Raw genomic sequence first — 16,337 nt, forward strand, 5'->3', positions numbered from 1 at the left:
CGCGGAACAGAGCTACGCCTAGCTTGCTACCGCGCCAGCACCACCCGCTGGCGCAGTATGCCGGCCGGGGTTTGCAATACCAGCACATAGAGCCCTGCCGGTAAACTGCCTGCGCGCCACACAACCGTATGCGGGCCGGCGGGGCGGGTGCCGGTAGCCAGCACGGCCACTTCGCGGCCGGTTAGGTCGTAGGCGCGCAGGGTAGCGGGGCCGGCGGTGGGCAGGTGGAAGGTGAGGCGGGTTTCCTGGCGGAATGGGTTGGGCGCAGCCGGCTCCAGGCGGGCAGCCAGGGCGGAGCGGGTGCCGGTTACGGTGAAGTTGAGCTGGGCCGGGGCGCTTTCGTTGTGCAGGCGGTCCAGGGCCGTGACTACGTAGGTGCGGGGTCCGCCTGAGCTAGCAGCTTCCACGTAGGCCGTAGAGTCGGTGATGGCGACAATAGTGGTGGGGTCGGTGAGGTCGGCGGCGGTGGCGGGTGTGGTGCGGAAGGGCAGGCGGTACACCACATACTGCCGGGCCGTGCCCCCGTCCGTAGCCGGCGGCGGGGCCGTCCAGCTTACTACCGTGGTGCCAGCCGCGGAGCCGGGGCGCACCGCCAGGGCCGTGGGCGCCAGGGGCGGCACGTTGTCTTTCCAGGGCATGGTGGGCCGCAGGGCCGGGGTGCGGTAAAAGTTCTGGCGCAGAGAGTCGGCCAAGCCCAACGGATTGTTCAATAGGTCGGTGCTTTTGTAGAAGATGGCGCCCTGCACGTTGGGCTGGGCCCGCAGCAGCCGCAGCTGCTGGGGCAACTGGCTGGGGGAGCGGAAACTCACCTCCGTGGCCGTGGCACTGACCCGGTAGGCCCCCAGCCCGATGTAGACGTGGCGCGGCACCGTGGGCAGCACCTGCTGGTTCCACCACGGCACGATGAGGCTGTAGTTGGCCGCCGCCTGCCCAATGCCGAAATACACCTGGGGCGCCAGGTAATCCACCCAGCCCTGCTGCAGCCACTTGCGCGAGTCGGCGAAGATGTCGGTGTAGCTCTGGAAAGCCGTGGTAGCGGTGCCGCCTACGCTGACGCCGTTGCGCCACACGCCCGGCGGCGAAATGCCGAACTTCACCCAGGGCTTCACCCGCCGAATACTGTCCGATACCATTTGCACAAACAGGTCGATGTTGTTGCGGCGCCAGTCGGCCTTGCTGGTGAATCCGCGCGGGTCCTGGGTAAAGGCCGCATCGTCGTCGAAGGTCAGGCCCGCCTGGGGGGCGGGGTAGAAGTAGTCGTCGAAGTGAATGGCGTCCACGTCGTAGTTGCGCACCACTTCCAGCACCACCTGCGTGAGGTGGCGGCGCACCTCGGGTAAGCCGGGGTTGAGGATGCGCAGCGTGCCGTAGCTGACTATCCACTCCGGGTGCTGGCGCGTGACGTGGGTGGGCGCCACGTTGGCGGCGGTGGCGTTGGTAAGGGCCCGATAGGGGTTCAGCCAGGCATGAAACTCGAGGCCGCGGCGGTGGGTGGTGCGCACCATAAACTCCAGCGGGTCGTAGAGCGGACTCGGTGCCTGGCCCTGGGTGCCGGTCAGCCACTCGCTCCAGGGGGCCAGAGTGCTGGGGTACACGGCATCGGCGGCGGAGCGCACCTGCACCACCACGGCGTTGGCGCCCAGCTGGCGGTGCCGGTCTACGAGCGAGGTAAACTCCTGGCGTTGCTGCTCCGGGGTGAGGGTTTTGCGGCTGGGCCAGTCGAGGTTGAACACGTGGGCCACCCATACGGCGCGCATCTCGCGCTTGGGCGGGGTGGGCAGTTGGGCCCGCAGGGGCTGCGCGGCACCGGCCAGCAGCACCAGCAGCCAGCCCCAGGCCAGCTTTCGGCAATTCAACATAAGGAAAGGAGAAGAGGTGGACGATAGGCAAGGTGTTGAGCCACTGACCGGAAAGGTACTATTTCTGGTTGAGCCGCAGGGTGAGAGCCGCAAGCTGTACGCTTCAAGCTGCAAGCAATGGACGGGACGGTAGGACATAAGCTCTATATGCACCTAGGCGGGCCGCTACCTAGTTTACGGTTTAGAGCCTGGGCTATTGAGAAGAAACTACACCGGTCTATCCAAACCACAAGCCGCAAGCAGCTGCTCCATTGAACACCTACTTGCGGCTTGCAACTCACGGCTGGTGGCTCTTCTAGCCTTCGGCCCAGTGGTAGCGCCGTTCTTTCCACCAGATGCTGGAGGGCCATACGGTGTACGCCAGCACGGCCAGGGACATAGCCAGCAGGTACGCGTCGTAGAGCAGCAGTACGCCGAGGTTTTCGCGGTGGCCGGCTTGGCGGAGCGTAATCAGCAGAAACACCGTTTGGCACAGCACCTTGCCCGCATACAAGGACAGCACAACGCTGCCCGTTAGCAGGCTGGGCCAGCCCAGCACCGTGTAAAACAGCCCGTACGAGCTGAACAGGAGCCCCAACTGCCAGGGCAGACGCACGGCACCCTTCATCCAGCGCTTGCGCTGCTGCAAAAGGTGGTGTACCGTGGGCTGGGGTACCGAAACGCCCAGGGCCTGGGGCCGGATGATGTTGGCGTAGCCCCACCCCTGCCCCACCACCTGCTCAAACAGCTGCAAATCCTCGGTGATGCTGAAAGCCAGGGCCTCGTAGCCCCCGATGGAGTTATACGCGGCCCGCGTCACGAGCATGTTGTTGCCGACGGCCGTAACCGGCATGCCCAGGTCGGTCAGGACGCAAATCAGATTCAGCCCAAACAGCCAGTCCAGCCCTTGCAGGCGGCCGAACAGGTTGCCCTCGGCCGTGGTAATGCCCGTCACGATGCCTACGCCTTCGGGGGCGGCGGCCAGCATGGTTTGCACCCAATCAGGGTGCACGGCCATGTCGGCGTCGGTGAAAAGGAAGTAGTCGGTGGTGGCGGCGCGGCAGAGGTGGGCCAGGGCGTTGCCCTTGCCGCGGGCCGTGCCCAGGCGGTGGCGCACGGGCAGCAGCTGAAACTGGGGCTTGTCTTTGATAAAGGCCTCTACCACGGCGGCCGTGTTATCGGTAGACGCATCGTCGGCAACGATAATTTCGAGCAGCCCGGCCGGGTAGTTGAGCCGGGAGAGGGCCGTGAGGCACCGCTCGATAGTAGCCTCTTCGTTGCGGGCCGCAATCAGAATGCTCACCCGCGGCCGACTCGTGAGGGGCGCGTAGGGCGGGCGGCGCCGGGCCAGCAACAGCAGCAGCCCCACAAACACGCCAAAGAATAGACCGAAGAAAATAATCGAAAACAGCATAGGCAACCCGAAAAGCAAGAGCCGCTCCTCACCAACCAAGGCAGCGGCCAACCACACGATTCGGTACTACGCAAAACCAGCCAGGCACAGTTGCCGCTACTTATGCGGATTTCGGAAGTGGCCGGTATCCGTATAAATGCGGAGCCTCACCCCCCGGCCCCCTCTCCCGCGGAGAGGGGGAGCCTGACGGAGTTGTTCTACGCCGCCCTGTCGGCTAGCGCCTCCAGAACGGCTACCGATACAGATGGCACTGAATTTCCAGCCGCCTGCGGCCTACAGGTTTGTAGATAGAAGTGAGTGAAAAGTGTAGCGCCGCGTAGCGGGGCAAGAAACGGTCAAGCGTCTCTTGCCCCGCTACGCGGCGCTACTTCTTTGTTACGTGCTGTTTCTACACTCCTTGAGCCGTTACGCGGCCACTGTGCTACTAAAGCTTGGTAGCCGTGCTGGAGGCGGTAGCCGACAGGGCGGCGCAGAACGACCTGGCGTCTGGCTCCCCCTCTCCGCGGGAGAGGGGGCCGGGGGGTGAGGCTACACCCGCGGGTCCGTTTGCACCGGCGACTCGTAGGCGGGGGCGTCGGTGTTCAGGGGCTGGCTTTCGGCGGGCAGGCGGATGTCGTCGGCGTCGTGGACCAGCAGGGTCAGCAGGCCCGACAGAATCATGGAGCAGCCGCCCAGCACCAGCGTAAACACGGGCTGGTCGTTGAAGACGTGCTTGGTGAAAAAGCCCAGCGTGACGCCGGCCACCATCTGCGGAATCACGATAAAGAAGTTGAACACGCCCATGTAATAGCCCATCTTGTTCCAGGGCAGGGCGCCAGCCAGCATGGCATACGGCACGCTCAGAATCGAGGCCCAGGCAATGCCCACGCCCACCATCGAGAGCAGCAGCAGCTTAGGGTCCTGAATGAAGTAGATGGAAATCAGCCCCAGGCCGCCGGCTACCAGGCAGAGCAGGTGCGTAACGCGGCGGCTGGTGGCGCGGGCAATCATGGGCAGCAGCAGGGCAAACACCGCCGACACGCCGTTGTACACCGAAAAGCATACGCCCACCCAGTCGGCGCCTTCGTTGTAGAGCTTGGAAGTGGTATCGGTGGTGTGGTAGATGTGGCTGGTGATGGCGGGCGTGGTGTAAATCCACATGGCAAACAAGGCCAGCCAGGAGAAGAACTGCACCAGGGCCAGCTGCTTCATGGTTTTGGGCATGTTGAAAATACCCATGAACGACTCGCGTACCCCGTTCCAGAAGCCGGCCGTGCGGCGCTTCTCCTCTTCAAACTCGGCCAGGTTTTCGGGCGGGTACTCGCGGGTGCGCAGCACGGTCCAGAGCACAGCCAGCAGGAACACGACGCCCCCGATGTAAAACGCGTAGCGCACCGACGGCGGAATCTGCCCGGCCGGAGCCGTATTCTCGATGCCAAACCAGTTGGTAAAAATCCAGGGCAGCGACGACGCCACAATGGCCCCGATGCCAATGAAGAACGTCTGGGCCGCAAAGCCCGTGGTACGCTGCTGAGACGGTAGCAGGTCGCCCACTAGCGCCCGAAACGGCTCCATGGAGATGTTGATGCTCGAGTCCATCACCCACAACATGCCGGCCGCCATCCACAGAGCCGTTACGTTGGGCATCACCAGCAGCGCCAGCGAAGCCAGAATGGCCCCCACCAGGAAGTAAGGCCGGCGCCGGCCCCAGCGCGGGCTCCAGGTTCGGTCGGAGAGGTAGCCGATAATGGGCTGCACCAGCAGGCCGGTAGTGGGCGCCGCCAGCCACAGAATGGCAATGTCGTCGGTTTTGGCCCCCATCGTTTCAAAAATGCGGCTCACGTTGGCGTTCTGCAACGCAAAGCCGAACTGGATGCCCAGGAAGCCGAAGCTCATGTTCCAGATTTGCCAGAAGCTCAGGCGGGGTTTTTCGCGGGTGCTGCTCGGGGCGGCCGCTACACTGCTTGCCATGGGGTGGGAGGTAATAGAAGTGAGAGGTAGGAGGCGAGAAGTGAGTTGGTAAGGGGTGAGAGGTGAAAAGCGAAACAATGTTCTGGCAAAGCAGGCGTCAGAACGTAGTCTCACCTCTCACTTCTCACCGTCTCACTTCTAACTTTTCGGGTTGATTTCGAAAATGTAGGCGCTCTGCGGGGCCAGGGTTGGGCGCAAAACCTCGACCGGCGGGGCCTGGTTGAGCAGGTCGGTGTAGGTGTGGAACTGGTTGGGGTTGAAGCCCAGGCGCTGCATCAGCTCCTGCGAGAGGCGCAGGGTGGGCTTGTAGGTTTTGTCGGGGCTGAAATTGACCACAATGAGCAGCTTCTGTTTGTCGGTGTAGCGCAGGTAGCTGTACACCTGGCGGTGGTTGTACTGCGGGTCGAGGTTGAAGGCGTCCTGCAACTCGTAGAACTGCCCGCGGCGAATGGCCTCGCTCTGGCTGCTGAGCGTGAGCAGGCGGGTGTAGAAGTCATGCAGCTGCTTTTGTTCGGGGCTGAGCTTGCCGCCGTCAAACTTGCCGCCGTTCATCCACTTCTGATGCTCGGGCACGCCCCAGTAGTCAAACAGCGTGGTGCGGCCGTCGTCGCCCTGGAAGCCGGCGTGGCCCCGGCCCGGCTCGGCCACGTGCTGCCCGAAATACAGCATTACCGGGCCCGTGTACAGGGTGGCGGCTACGGTCATGGCCGGAATAGCGGTGCGCGGGTCGCCGGCAAACTCCTTAGCGGCAATGCGCTTCTCGTCGTGGTTTTCCAGGAAACGCAGCATGTGCTTGGCAAAGCCCCGGCTGGTCTGGCTCCACACCTTGGTAATTTCCTCGGTGCTGCCCTTGCCCTGCATCAGGTCGTGCAGGGCGTCGTAGAGGCCCACCTTGTCGTAGAGGTAGTCGAACTTGCCCACCTCAATGTACTTGCGGTACTCTTTGGGGTCGTAGGCTTCGGCAATGAACAGGATGTCGGGCTTCACCTTTTTCACCTCCGGAATTACCCAGGCCCAGAACTCCACCGGCACCATCTCGGCCACGTCGCAGCGGAAGCCGTCCACGTCTCTCTTGGCCCAGAACACCAGAATGTCGCGCATCTTCAGCCAGGTGTTCGGAATGGGGCTGAAGTAGGTTTTGCGCCCGTTCTGGTAGTCGACGCCGTAGTTGAGCTTGATGGTTTCGTACCAGTCGTCCACCTTGGGCGCTTCCGTAAACACGTCGTTGCCGGTTACTTTGGCGGGCGTCTCGTTGTACTTGCCGTCTTCCCTGGGGCCTTTCAGCGCGCCCAGCGGGTTGCCTTCCTTGGGCACTATCAGCGTTTTGCCGGGCAGGTAGTAGAAGTTGTTCGACGGCGCAAAGGCGCGGGTTTTGTTGTCCTGGGCGCCCAGGTCTACCACGCCCGCCGGCTTGGCATCCGACACGTAGGTGCGGGCCACGTGGTTGGGAATGAAGTCGATAAGCACCTTCAGGCCATTGGCATGGGTGCGCTTCACCAGGGCGTCAAACTCCTGCATCCGCGTCTTCACGTTCACGGCTAGGTCGGGGTCCACGTCGTAGTAGTCCTTGATGGCGTAGGGCGAGCCGGCCCGGCCCTTCACCACGTCGGCGTCGTCCAGGGTAATGCCGAACTTGGTGTAGTCGGTCATGGTGGCGTGCTCCAGCACGCCGGTGTACCACACGTGGCTCACGCCCATCTTCTTAAGGGCTTGCAGGGCAGTGCCGGTGATGTCGTTGAACTTGCCCACGCCGTTTTCTAGGAGCGTGCCGTAGGGTTTGTTCGTGGTTTTCTTATTGCCGAACAGGCGCGTCATCATCTGGTAAATGATGAGCTTCCGGTCTTCGGGCTGTTCTTCGGTGGTATTCGGGTCGGCAGTAGACACGGCAGCAGAAACTGGAGGCGCGGCCTTGGAGGCCAGTGCCAAAGCAGAAGAATCGGGAGAGGCCAGGGCCGCTGGCACCGAGGTAGAGGAGGCGTAGCCCCCCAGCCCCAGGGCCAGCGCCGCGGCGGGCAGCAGTAGGTGTTTCATGTATACAATAGGGTCAGGACGGTGTGGGAAATGCGAGGAGAATGTGCTTAAATGTGGGAAATGTAGGTGAATGTGGAGCGAATGTGCAGCATGTGAAGAATGTGGGAATGTGCGAAAGTCATGAACGACACAGCCGCTGGTTTCTCATATCCTGCACATTTTCACATTCAGCCACATTCCCAACCCATTTCCCACATTCAAAAAACTCACCATTCCTGGCTGAGCGGGTGAATCATCAGCTCGTCGACTACCACGTGGGCGGGGGCTTCCAGCACGTAGCGCACGGCCTGGGCCACGTCGGAGGGCCGCAGGTGGGTGCGCTCGGCCTCGGGGGAGCCGGGCTTGGAGTCGTTGAAGTAGGTGTCCACGAGGCCGGGGTAAATGGTGCTGACTTTCACGCCGTAGGGCCGCACTTCCTTGCGCAGGGAGCCCAGCAGGGCATCCTGGGCGTACTTGCTGGCCCCGTAGATGGTGCCGTGCTCGAAGGTGCGCCGGCTCACGTCGGAGGCAATGCCTATGATGTGGCCGCTGCCCTGGGCTTTGAGGTGGGGCACGGCAGCCTTGCACAGCAGAAAGGTGCCCTTCACATTCACGTCGAAGATACGGTCCCACTCGGCGGCCTCGAAGTTTTCGAGCAGGTTGAAAGAGCCTACGCCGGCGTTGCAGATGAGAATGTCGAGGCGGCCGAAGCGGGCCAGCGTCTCATCCACGATGCGCTGGGCGTCGTCTTCGTCCGAGACGTCGGCCGGTATGGCGAGGCCCTGGGTTTTGAGGGTCAGCTCGTCCAGCTCGGCGGCCGCGCGGGCTACGGCTACTACTCGGGCGCCTTGCAGGGCCAGCAGCAGGGCTATGGCCCGGCCGATGCCGCGGCTGGCGCCGGTGACAATGGCTACTTGGTCGGTGAGGTCGGTCATGTTGGTGGTTGGGTTTCTCGCAGTGTTGCGCAGGGTTGGCGCAGTGTTTCGCAGTGTTCTTATAAGCCGTTCACAAGGCGATGCATGTGCTCTTTGAGTGTTACGACGTTGAAATTTATCAGCAACCCAAGCTTTAGGTTCGATAATTTCAGGTAGGTCAGAAGTTGCTTAAAGTGGACATCTAGTAGAGCATCGACAGATTTAATTTCGACAATTACCTTCTCTTCAACTAGCAAATCCAGTCGAAAGCCTACATCCATCCGTTGATCAGCATACATCATGGGCAGTGGTACTTGGGCACGTACTCGAAGTCCGACTTGGCGTAGTTCGTACGCCAACGCCACTTCATACACCGACTCTAGCAACCCTGGCCCCAGCACAGTATGCACCTTATAGGCTGCTTTCCTTACCTCAAACGAAATATCATTCTCATGCATACGTCAGAACACTGCGAAACACTGCGCTAACACTGCGAGAAATAACTACCGCTTCAGCTCCACCACCCAAGCCGTCCGCCCCGGAATGCGCAGCGTCTTCAAATCACCAATAGCCGCGCCGGTTGTCACCTCCACCCCCGACGAAAACCCGTTGAGCCGCTCCGCAAAACGCCCCATGTCCACGGTTTTCTCGTCTTTGCCGGAGTTCATCATCACCATTACCGTGCCCTCATCCGAGTACCGGAAGTAGGTGTACACACCTTGGTCGGGAATAAAGTGCATGTACTTACCCGCGTGCAGCACCGGGTGCGACTTCCGGTAGTTCGCCAGCTTGCTCACGTAGTTGAAGGCTTCGGCTTCCGGGCCGGTGCGGGAGACGAATAGATTTTTCTTGTCGCCGGGCCAGCCGCCGGGGAAATCCTCGCGCACCTTGCCGTCGGGGTTGGAGAAGTTCTTCATCAGCACCTCGGTGCCGTAGTAGAGGTGGGGCGTGCCGCGGGTGGTGAGCAGCCAGGCCAGGCCCATCTTGTACTTGGCCATATCCTCGCCAATCACCGAGAAGAAGCGGCTCATGTCGTGGTTGTCCAGGAACACCACGTTGCGCATGGGGTTCTCATACATCCAGTCGTCGTGCAGGGTGTAGTACATGCGGTTGATGCCCTCGGTCCAGCCCGCATCTTTGGTCAGGGCCTCGTTGATGGCGTACTGGGCCTGGAAGTCGAGCACGCTGGGCAGGTTGCTCTTAAAGCCATCTACCTCGGGCAGAATGTTGCGGGCGAAGTAGGCCTGCTGGGCCGTGCCCTGCACCCAGGCTTCACCGAACATGCCCAGCTGCGGAAACTCCTCCAGCAGAGCCCGCCCGAAGTCCATGAGAAACTTCCGGTCCGAGTAGGTGTAGGTGTCGATGCGGTAGCCGTCGAGGCCGGTGTACTCCACCCACCACAAGAAGTTCTGAGTCAGGTAGGTGCTTACCAGCGGGTTGCTCTGATTCACGTCGGGCATGTGCACGTCGAACCAACCCTCCCCAAACTGCTTCCGGTCGTGCTGCGAAACGTAGGGGTCGTTGAAGGCCGCGTCGCGGAAGTTGCTGCGCGTGAAGCCGGGCCACTGATGAAACCAGTCTTTGGCGGGCTGGTCCCGGAACAGGTAGTTTTCGGAGCCCATGTGGTTGAGCACCACGTCGTGCACCACCTTCAGGCCGTTGCGGTGGGCGTTCTGCACGAAGCGCACGTAGTCCTCATTGGTGCCGTAGCGGCGGTCCACGGCGTAGTAGTCGGTGAGGGCGTAGCCGTGGTAGCTGGCTTTGGGCTGGTCGTTTTCCACCACCGGCGTAGGCCAGATGGCCGTTACGCCCAGCTCTTTTAGGTAGTCGAAGTGGTCCTCGATGCCTTTCAGGTCGCCGCCGTGGCGGGCGTACATGGAGTCGCGGGCCACGCCGGGCGCCTTCATGCCCTTGATGACGTCGTTTTTGGGGTTGCCATTGGCAAACCGGTCGGGCATGAGCAGGTACACGAAGTCCTGCGTGCCGATGCCTTGCACCTTGCTCTTGTCGGTGGGCGTAGTGCGCTGGCGCAGCTCATAGGCACAGGTCAGCTTCTTCGGCCCCGCAAACTCCAGCTGTAGCTTGCCCGGCCGGGCCTGGGGGCTGATGGTGAGGTTGACAATGAGGTAGTTAGGGTTTTCGAGCTTTTGGGTGCCGTCCAGGGCCACGCCCTCGTAGGCGCGCAGGCTGGCCTGGCTGCCCCCGATGCCGGGGCCGTACACCAACAGCTGAAGCTTGGGGTTTTTCATGCCCACCCACCAAAACGTAGGGTCGATGCGGGTGATGCCCGCGGCCTTGGGCGCCGGGGCCGGCTGCTCGGTTCGGAAATGGGTGCCGCCGGCTACGGCAGGAGCGGCTGCCGCAGCCAGCAGCGCGCCAGCCAGCAGAGGCAAAAAACGGGGAGAAATCATAGGGCAAGTGGGAATTCGGTGACAAGCCGACAAGGTACGGCGCGAACCGCCTGTCGCGCTACTCCCCAACGGGCCTTCACCGGTCCTGTACTGGCCGATTTCTAATGCTGAGTTGACCAAGACCCCAGCTCCACCTCCGGCCTACCTCGCTTGATGCGCGACATCCTGCGGGGGAGGGGCCGGGGACGAGATAACGCAACAGCCCCGGCGCCTGAAACCAGACGTCGGGGCTGCGGAAGATACGGGCGGGCCACTGGCCGCCGTTGAAGCTATTCAAAAAGTCGCCTGACCGTCATGCTGAGCTTGCCGAAGCATGACGGTCAGGCGACTTCCTCCTTTTTAGCTACAAGTCTACTGCAACTTAGCCAGCCAGAGCAAGGCGTTCAGGTGCAGGCGGGCGTGGCTGGGGTTTTCGTTCCAGCCGTCGTACACCGTGTTGCCGGGCGAGCCGGTGCCGTCGTCGGCCGGCGAGGAGTCGCCGACGATGACCACGCGGCCGGTGCCGAAGGTGCTGGAGGCGGCCATAGCCAGGCTGTTGCCCTGCCCGGCCGTGCTGCGCCACACCAGTCCCTGCACGGTGGCGTTGGTGGTGGGGTCGAGCGTCATGGTGGCGCCGTTGTGGAACGACAGCTGCGACACCGTGCCCTGCGAGTGGCCCATGGTGGTTTTTTAGCTTTTGCTGGTGGCCCGTTAGCTTTTTGCCGCGGCGGCGGTGCACCTTGCTCAACAGTCCGTAGTTTTCCGTTTTTTTGGTAGCCGACGTATGAGCAGCCTGCGGGCTGCTCCGGCGGCACCCGTTGTTTTTTCTTACCTCAGATTTCTCTCCCCCCTGCGCTCATGGCATTTGACTTTCAGATGTACACCCCCGCGCCGGAGTTCACCACTTCGGCGGCTTATTTTTCCATGGAATTCGCCCTGGATCAGGCGCTGAAAACCTATTCCGGTGGCCTGGGCTTCCTGGCCGGCTCCCACATGCGCTCGGCCTATGAGCTCCGGCAAAACCTGGTCGGCATTGGCATTCTGTGGAGCTTCGGCTACTACGACCAGGGCCGCAACGAGGACCTGAGCATGCGCGCCGACTTCCGCCTCAAGCACTACAGCTTCTTGCAGGATACCGGCCTGGTGTTTCCCATCACCATTCACAACGCCCAGGTGCTGGTGAAGGCCCTGTACCTGGCGCCGGAGATTTTCGGGACGGTGCCCATGTTCTTCCTCACCACCGACATTCCCGAAAACGACTACATCTCGCGCACCATCTCCCACCACCTCTACGACGCCGACACGGCCGCCCGCGTGGCCCAGAGCATTCTGCTGGGCGTGGGCGGGGGCAAGCTCCTGGACCTGCTGGGCCGCCAGACGGATGTGTACCACCTCAATGAAGGCCACGGCCTGCCCCTGGCTTTCTACCTCTACGACAAGCACGGCCGCAGCCAGGACGAAGTGCGTAAGCGCCTGGTGTTCACCACCCACACGCCCGAGCTGGCCGGCAACGAGGAGCACGACATCAAGCTGCTTCACGACATGTCGTTCTTCGGCAACGTGCCCCTGGACGAGGTGCGCCGCCTGGGCCTGATTGAGAAGGAGCGCCTCAACTACACGCTCACCGCTCTGCGCTTCGCGCGCATCTCGAACGGCGTGAGCAAGGTGCACGGCAAAGTAGCCAACGACATGTGGGGCCAGAACGCGGGCATCAGCCCCATCATTGCCATTACCAACTCCCAGAACGGCACCTATTGGCGCGACAAGCCCCTGGCTGCCGCCCTGGCCGCCGATGACGACGAGGCCCTGCTGGCCCGCAAGCGGGAGCTGAAAAAACAGCTTTTTGACATCGTGGCCGACCAGACCGGAACCCTGTTGGACCCCGACGCCCTCACGGTGGTGTGGGCTCGCCGCTTCGCCGGCTATAAGCGCGCCGACCTGATTCTGCGCCACTTCGAGCGGTTCCGGGCGCTGGTCACCAATCAGGACCGGCCGGTGCAGGTGATTTGGGCCGGCAAGCCCTACCCCAAAGACTACGGCGCCATCGGTCTGTTCAACGACATCATCCAGAAAACCAGCAAGTTCAAAACCTGCGCCGTGCTGACCGGCTACGAGCTGGCCCTGTCGGCGGCCCTGAAGAAGGGCTCCGACATTTGGCTGAACACGCCCCGCTTCCCCCGCGAAGCCTCCGGCACCAGTGGCATGACGGCCGCCATGAACGGCTGCGTGAGCCTGAGCATCCCCGACGGCTGGATTCCGGAGTTTGTGCGCCACGGCGAAAACGGCTTCCTGCTGCCCCTGGCCAACCTGCACGAGCCCGACCACGTGAAAGATGACATCGAAGCCAAAGGCGTGCTCGACGTACTCGAAAACGAAATCGTGCCCCTGTACTACGGCCAGCCCGCCGACTTCCTCGCCATCCGCAAAGCCGCCATGCGCGAAGTAGAGCCCGAGTTCGAGTCGCACCGCATGGCCACGGAGTACTACACGCAGATGTACAATAGGGGCTTAGGCTCTTAGGGACTTGGGGGCTTAGCTGAAAGACCTATTCTTACCGAGCATTGTGCGCATCAGGAAGAGTACGTAGGAGGGCAGGACTTTACCTGGCCACCAAACCCAGGTAGCGTATAACGCCAAGCCCGGCTCCCATCGTGGGGGCCGGGCTTGGCGTATGAGCCTGAGTCAGGCGAGGGCTCAAATTACTTCTCCACCGCCAGGTGCCGGACGGTACGCGGGCCACCGTCGCGCCGGAGCGCCACGGTGTAGACGCCCGCCGAAAGCTGCTGCACCAATACGGGCAGCTCGTTCCAGCCAGCGCGGCCGTGGTGCTGGATGCTGATCAGGCGGCGGCCCACCGCGTCGAATACATCAACCTGCACTGCCTCACTGGTTTTGGCTTGCCAACGGAGGGTAGCTTGTTCACGGGCGGGGTTGGGGTAAAGCTGCACCAGCTCATCTTGGCTGGCGGCCGGCGTCTGGCGGGTAGTCACGGGCAGCAGCACCGGCACAATCGACCAGGTTTCGACGCCACTATTGTTGCTCAGGCTATTAGGTGGCGTCGTGATGCGGTTGTAGGTCTGCTGGCGCACGCGCGCCGCATTCGGAATGGTGGCTAGGCCCCAGTTGTGGCAGGTCAGCAGGTCCGACTGCGCGGCTAGGGCCATGCGGGCGTACTCGCTGCGCCCGACGACCTTACCCGTGCCCGGCGCCGGGCCGAACCCGGTGGCGGCAAACGGCCCCGGCCCGTAGTTAATCGGCGAGGTAAACATGGCGGCCAGGGACGGGAAGATGACCCCGTTGGCGTCACGGTCCTCCAGGCTGATGTCGTTGACCATGGCCCCGGCGTTGGGCACTGGGCCTTGGTCGTCGTAGAAATCAACGGTGATGCGCGCCGCGCATTCGGCGGCGGTTCGCCACTCTGGGCGGCGGTTGCGCAGCACCATCTTGGCAATCATGCGCGTGTGCATGCTGTTGTGCCAGGGGCGGCCTTTGCCCCAGATAATGCCCAGGTGCCTGGTGGGCCCGTTCAGGGCTTCGTGCTGGTAGGCAAAGGCCGTGTCGTTGAGCACCTGCGAGAGCAGGCCCCGCGCCGGGTAGGCGTCGGGCAGGATGCAGTCGGCATCATCCATAATCGATATAGCCCAGGCGCCGTGGCGGTTGCCCTGGCGGTTCACGCCCGACACGCGGCGCGTGCCAATCAGGTAATCAGCGTACTCACTCGCGGCCAGGGTCAGGGCCATGCACAGGGCCAGCTCCAGGTACAGCTCGTCGCCGGTGCGCAGGTAGGGCACCAGGTTAAACTGCGTGGCGTGCGCCCCGTCGTAGTTCATGTCGTACTGCCGCCCGATGCCGGCCTGGCGCGGGCCCCGCGTGGCGAGCCACCGGGCAGCGTCGTTGCCGCCAAACTGCGGATTGCCTACCTGCCCGCGGCCCCCGCCGTAGGAGCGGAAGCCGAAGTTGTTGGGCCCCATCCCCGGAAAAGGCGCGCCGTTGCCGTCGGCTCCGCGCGTGTGCACCGGCGGCTGCCCGCTACGCTCGTCGAGAATGTTGTAGATGTGGCCGGCGTGGTTGAGCGCCTGCACCCGCGTGTTCTGGTCGAGTGCCTCATCGAAAGGGCAGCGCAGCAGGCGCGCGTGCCGGTACGGAATGGGGCCAATGCGGTCCACGTTTTCCGCGTCGCTGCCGGCCCGCCAGTCGGCCGAGAAGTAGGACGCTGCGCTGGCCACGTGCAGAAACTTCCGCTCGCCGGACAAGGGCACGGCGTAGCTCAGGTCGTAGTGCGGAATAAGCTGCGCCCGGCGCGAAAGGTAGAGCTGGTCGTGGGCCGGCAGGATAACCGGCTGCGTGCCCGCACCCACCCAGATGCGCCGCCCGGCCTCGGTCAGCAGCATGGCCTTGGTGTTGGGCCAGGTCATGTGCACCGGGTACACGCGCACCGTTCCCGAGCCGCCGCTGAAGCTCACGGTGGTATCCGCGTTCAGCCGCTCGGTGGTCAGGCGGAGCGCCGGCACGTTGAAGGTGTATCCGTAATAGATAGTGCCCGCGGTAAGCCCGGCGGGCAGGCTGTTGCCCGCCACCATAAGCGGCACGCCGTGGCCGTAGTCCTGCGTTTCCAGCTCGCCGGCCGGCAAGTGCAGCCGCTCGCCGGCAAAGGCCGTGGCCGGTACATCGAAGGCCAGTGGGTCTTGGGGGCCACCCCAGCGGTGGAGCACCTGAGCGCCGTTTTTCAGCGTCATGTGGCAGGCAATGCCCTGCTGGTCGAGCCGGTTGCCGATAGTGCCGGCCGGATGTGGGCCGTAGGCATTGGGCTGCTGGGTGATGGCGCCCACCTCGTACTGCCCCGTGGAGCGCTTATACACGAACAGGTCGCCGCGCAGGTAGGCATGCGTGGCCCCGCCGCTGGGGTTACGGAAGTAGGCCCAGGCGTGCACCCCCACCACCAGACTGCCCCGCTTGGTGTAGCGCCAGCCTCCCACCGGGTTGGTGCCCCAGCCCGTGGCTGGGTTCTGCTCGGGGTAAGTAGCCAGGATATGGTTGAAGGAGACGCGCAACGAGGCGCTGGCAAAGTCCCCGCCGCTGGCTTCAAGGTAGAAGTCGGTGGCGGCGGCTATCTGCTGGGCCGTGGTGTGGGGCGTGCGGTTGGGGGCCAGGCGCTCGGCGCTGAAGTAGATGGTGGTTTCCTGCCCGGCGGCCAGCGCCGCTGGCGCGGCCCAGGCCAGCGCGGCCGTGCGCGTGGAGCCGTCGTGGGTGTTTTCCAGGTCCTGCTGCAACGGAATGGGCGCATTGGCTCCGGTCAGGGCCTTCCAGCGCCAGCCGGCGGGCAAGTCGCCGGGCCCCGCGCCTTGCGCCGTCATCAGAATGTCGCCGGCGGCCACGGCCGTAACCGCTTTGTAGGAAAAGGGCACGCGCAGCTTGTCGCGCTGGCCGAAGCCAAAATCGTAGTCGGCGCCAGTAGCAGTGCCAGCGGTGCCGGCCAAGCCGGCGAAGGTGCCCAGGCCCGAGCTGGCCAGCCACACGCCCCCGGTAGCCAGGCCCATAGTGCGCAGAAACGCCCGGCGGCTCACCGAATCCAGGTTGCTGAAACTGTTGCTGTTGTCGGAGAAGGATGGAAAGGTGTCGGAGTGTTCCATAGGGTGTGGGAGGCTGGAGCTATGGTTGTTGTGGAAGATAAAAGACTTGGTGGTGCGCCGGTCACGGCTGGCTCTATCCACGGGTGGGGCGGGCGCACGTGAGAAGTTGGCGGGCCTTTAGAGCGGCATAGGGAGTTGATTGGGGTTGCAGGAAGTTTGTATGACCTACTCACACCACCAGCTTCAGCAGC

The 16,337-nt window shown here is 63.2% G+C and carries 10 protein-coding genes; 1 reads left to right on the forward strand and 9 read right to left on the reverse strand.

The window, feature by feature from the left end; genetic code table 11:
• Nucleotides 1–26: 26 nt before the first annotated feature.
• The 8 genes from OIS53_RS14785 to OIS53_RS14820 all read right to left on the reverse strand — a co-directional run bounded on the left by OIS53_RS14785 (nt 27) and on the right by OIS53_RS14820 (nt 11,197).
• Nucleotides 27–1,859, reverse strand: coding sequence for a family 10 glycosylhydrolase (locus tag OIS53_RS14785; RefSeq protein WP_264679340.1), 1,833 nt, complete (start codon nt 1,857–1,859; stop codon nt 27–29).
• A 295-nt stretch (nt 1,860–2,154) separates the two neighbouring features.
• Nucleotides 2,155–3,252: a glycosyltransferase gene (locus tag OIS53_RS14790; protein ID WP_264679341.1), complete on the reverse strand. Its 1,098-nt coding sequence runs from the start codon at nt 3,250–3,252 to the stop codon at nt 2,155–2,157.
• A gap of 528 nt (nt 3,253–3,780) precedes the next feature.
• Nucleotides 3,781–5,202, reverse strand: a complete 1,422-nt coding sequence (locus OIS53_RS14795) for an MFS transporter (RefSeq protein ID WP_264679342.1) — start codon at nt 5,200–5,202, stop codon at nt 3,781–3,783.
• 138 nt (nt 5,203–5,340) lie between these two features.
• The gene (locus OIS53_RS14800) at nt 5,341–7,233 is read right to left on the reverse strand and encodes an alpha-amylase family glycosyl hydrolase (RefSeq protein WP_264679343.1); all 1,893 of its coding nucleotides are present in this window, start codon (nt 7,231–7,233) and stop codon (nt 5,341–5,343) included.
• A 206-nt stretch (nt 7,234–7,439) separates the two neighbouring features.
• Nucleotides 7,440–8,147: an SDR family oxidoreductase gene (locus OIS53_RS14805; RefSeq protein ID WP_264679344.1), complete on the reverse strand. Its 708-nt coding sequence runs from the start codon at nt 8,145–8,147 to the stop codon at nt 7,440–7,442.
• Nucleotides 8,148–8,206: 59 nt separating this feature from the next.
• On the reverse strand, nt 8,207–8,584 hold the full coding sequence (locus tag OIS53_RS14810) for a GxxExxY protein (protein WP_264679345.1): 378 nt from the start codon (nt 8,582–8,584) through the stop codon (nt 8,207–8,209).
• A 45-nt stretch (nt 8,585–8,629) separates the two neighbouring features.
• The gene (locus OIS53_RS14815; RefSeq protein ID WP_264679346.1) at nt 8,630–10,537 is read right to left on the reverse strand and encodes a glycoside hydrolase family 13 protein; all 1,908 of its coding nucleotides are present in this window, start codon (nt 10,535–10,537) and stop codon (nt 8,630–8,632) included.
• Nucleotides 10,538–10,888: 351 nt separating this feature from the next.
• Nucleotides 10,889–11,197, reverse strand: coding sequence for a hypothetical protein (locus OIS53_RS14820; RefSeq protein ID WP_264679348.1), 309 nt, complete (start codon nt 11,195–11,197; stop codon nt 10,889–10,891).
• A 177-nt stretch (nt 11,198–11,374) separates the two neighbouring features.
• Here OIS53_RS14820 and glgP point away from each other — a divergent pair, with 177 nt between their 5' ends.
• The gene (gene glgP / locus OIS53_RS14825) at nt 11,375–13,036 is read left to right on the forward strand and encodes an alpha-glucan family phosphorylase (protein WP_264679349.1); all 1,662 of its coding nucleotides are present in this window, start codon (nt 11,375–11,377) and stop codon (nt 13,034–13,036) included.
• Between the two features lie 179 nt (nt 13,037–13,215).
• Here the strand turns inward: glgP and OIS53_RS14830 are convergent, their stop codons facing one another.
• Nucleotides 13,216–16,146, reverse strand: a complete 2,931-nt coding sequence (locus OIS53_RS14830; RefSeq protein ID WP_264679350.1) for a T9SS type A sorting domain-containing protein — start codon at nt 16,144–16,146, stop codon at nt 13,216–13,218.
• Nucleotides 16,147–16,337 lie beyond the last annotated feature (191 nt).

The organism is Hymenobacter sp. YIM 151500-1 (assembly GCF_025979885.1).
Classification (GTDB): Bacteria; Bacteroidota; Bacteroidia; order Cytophagales; family Hymenobacteraceae; genus Hymenobacter.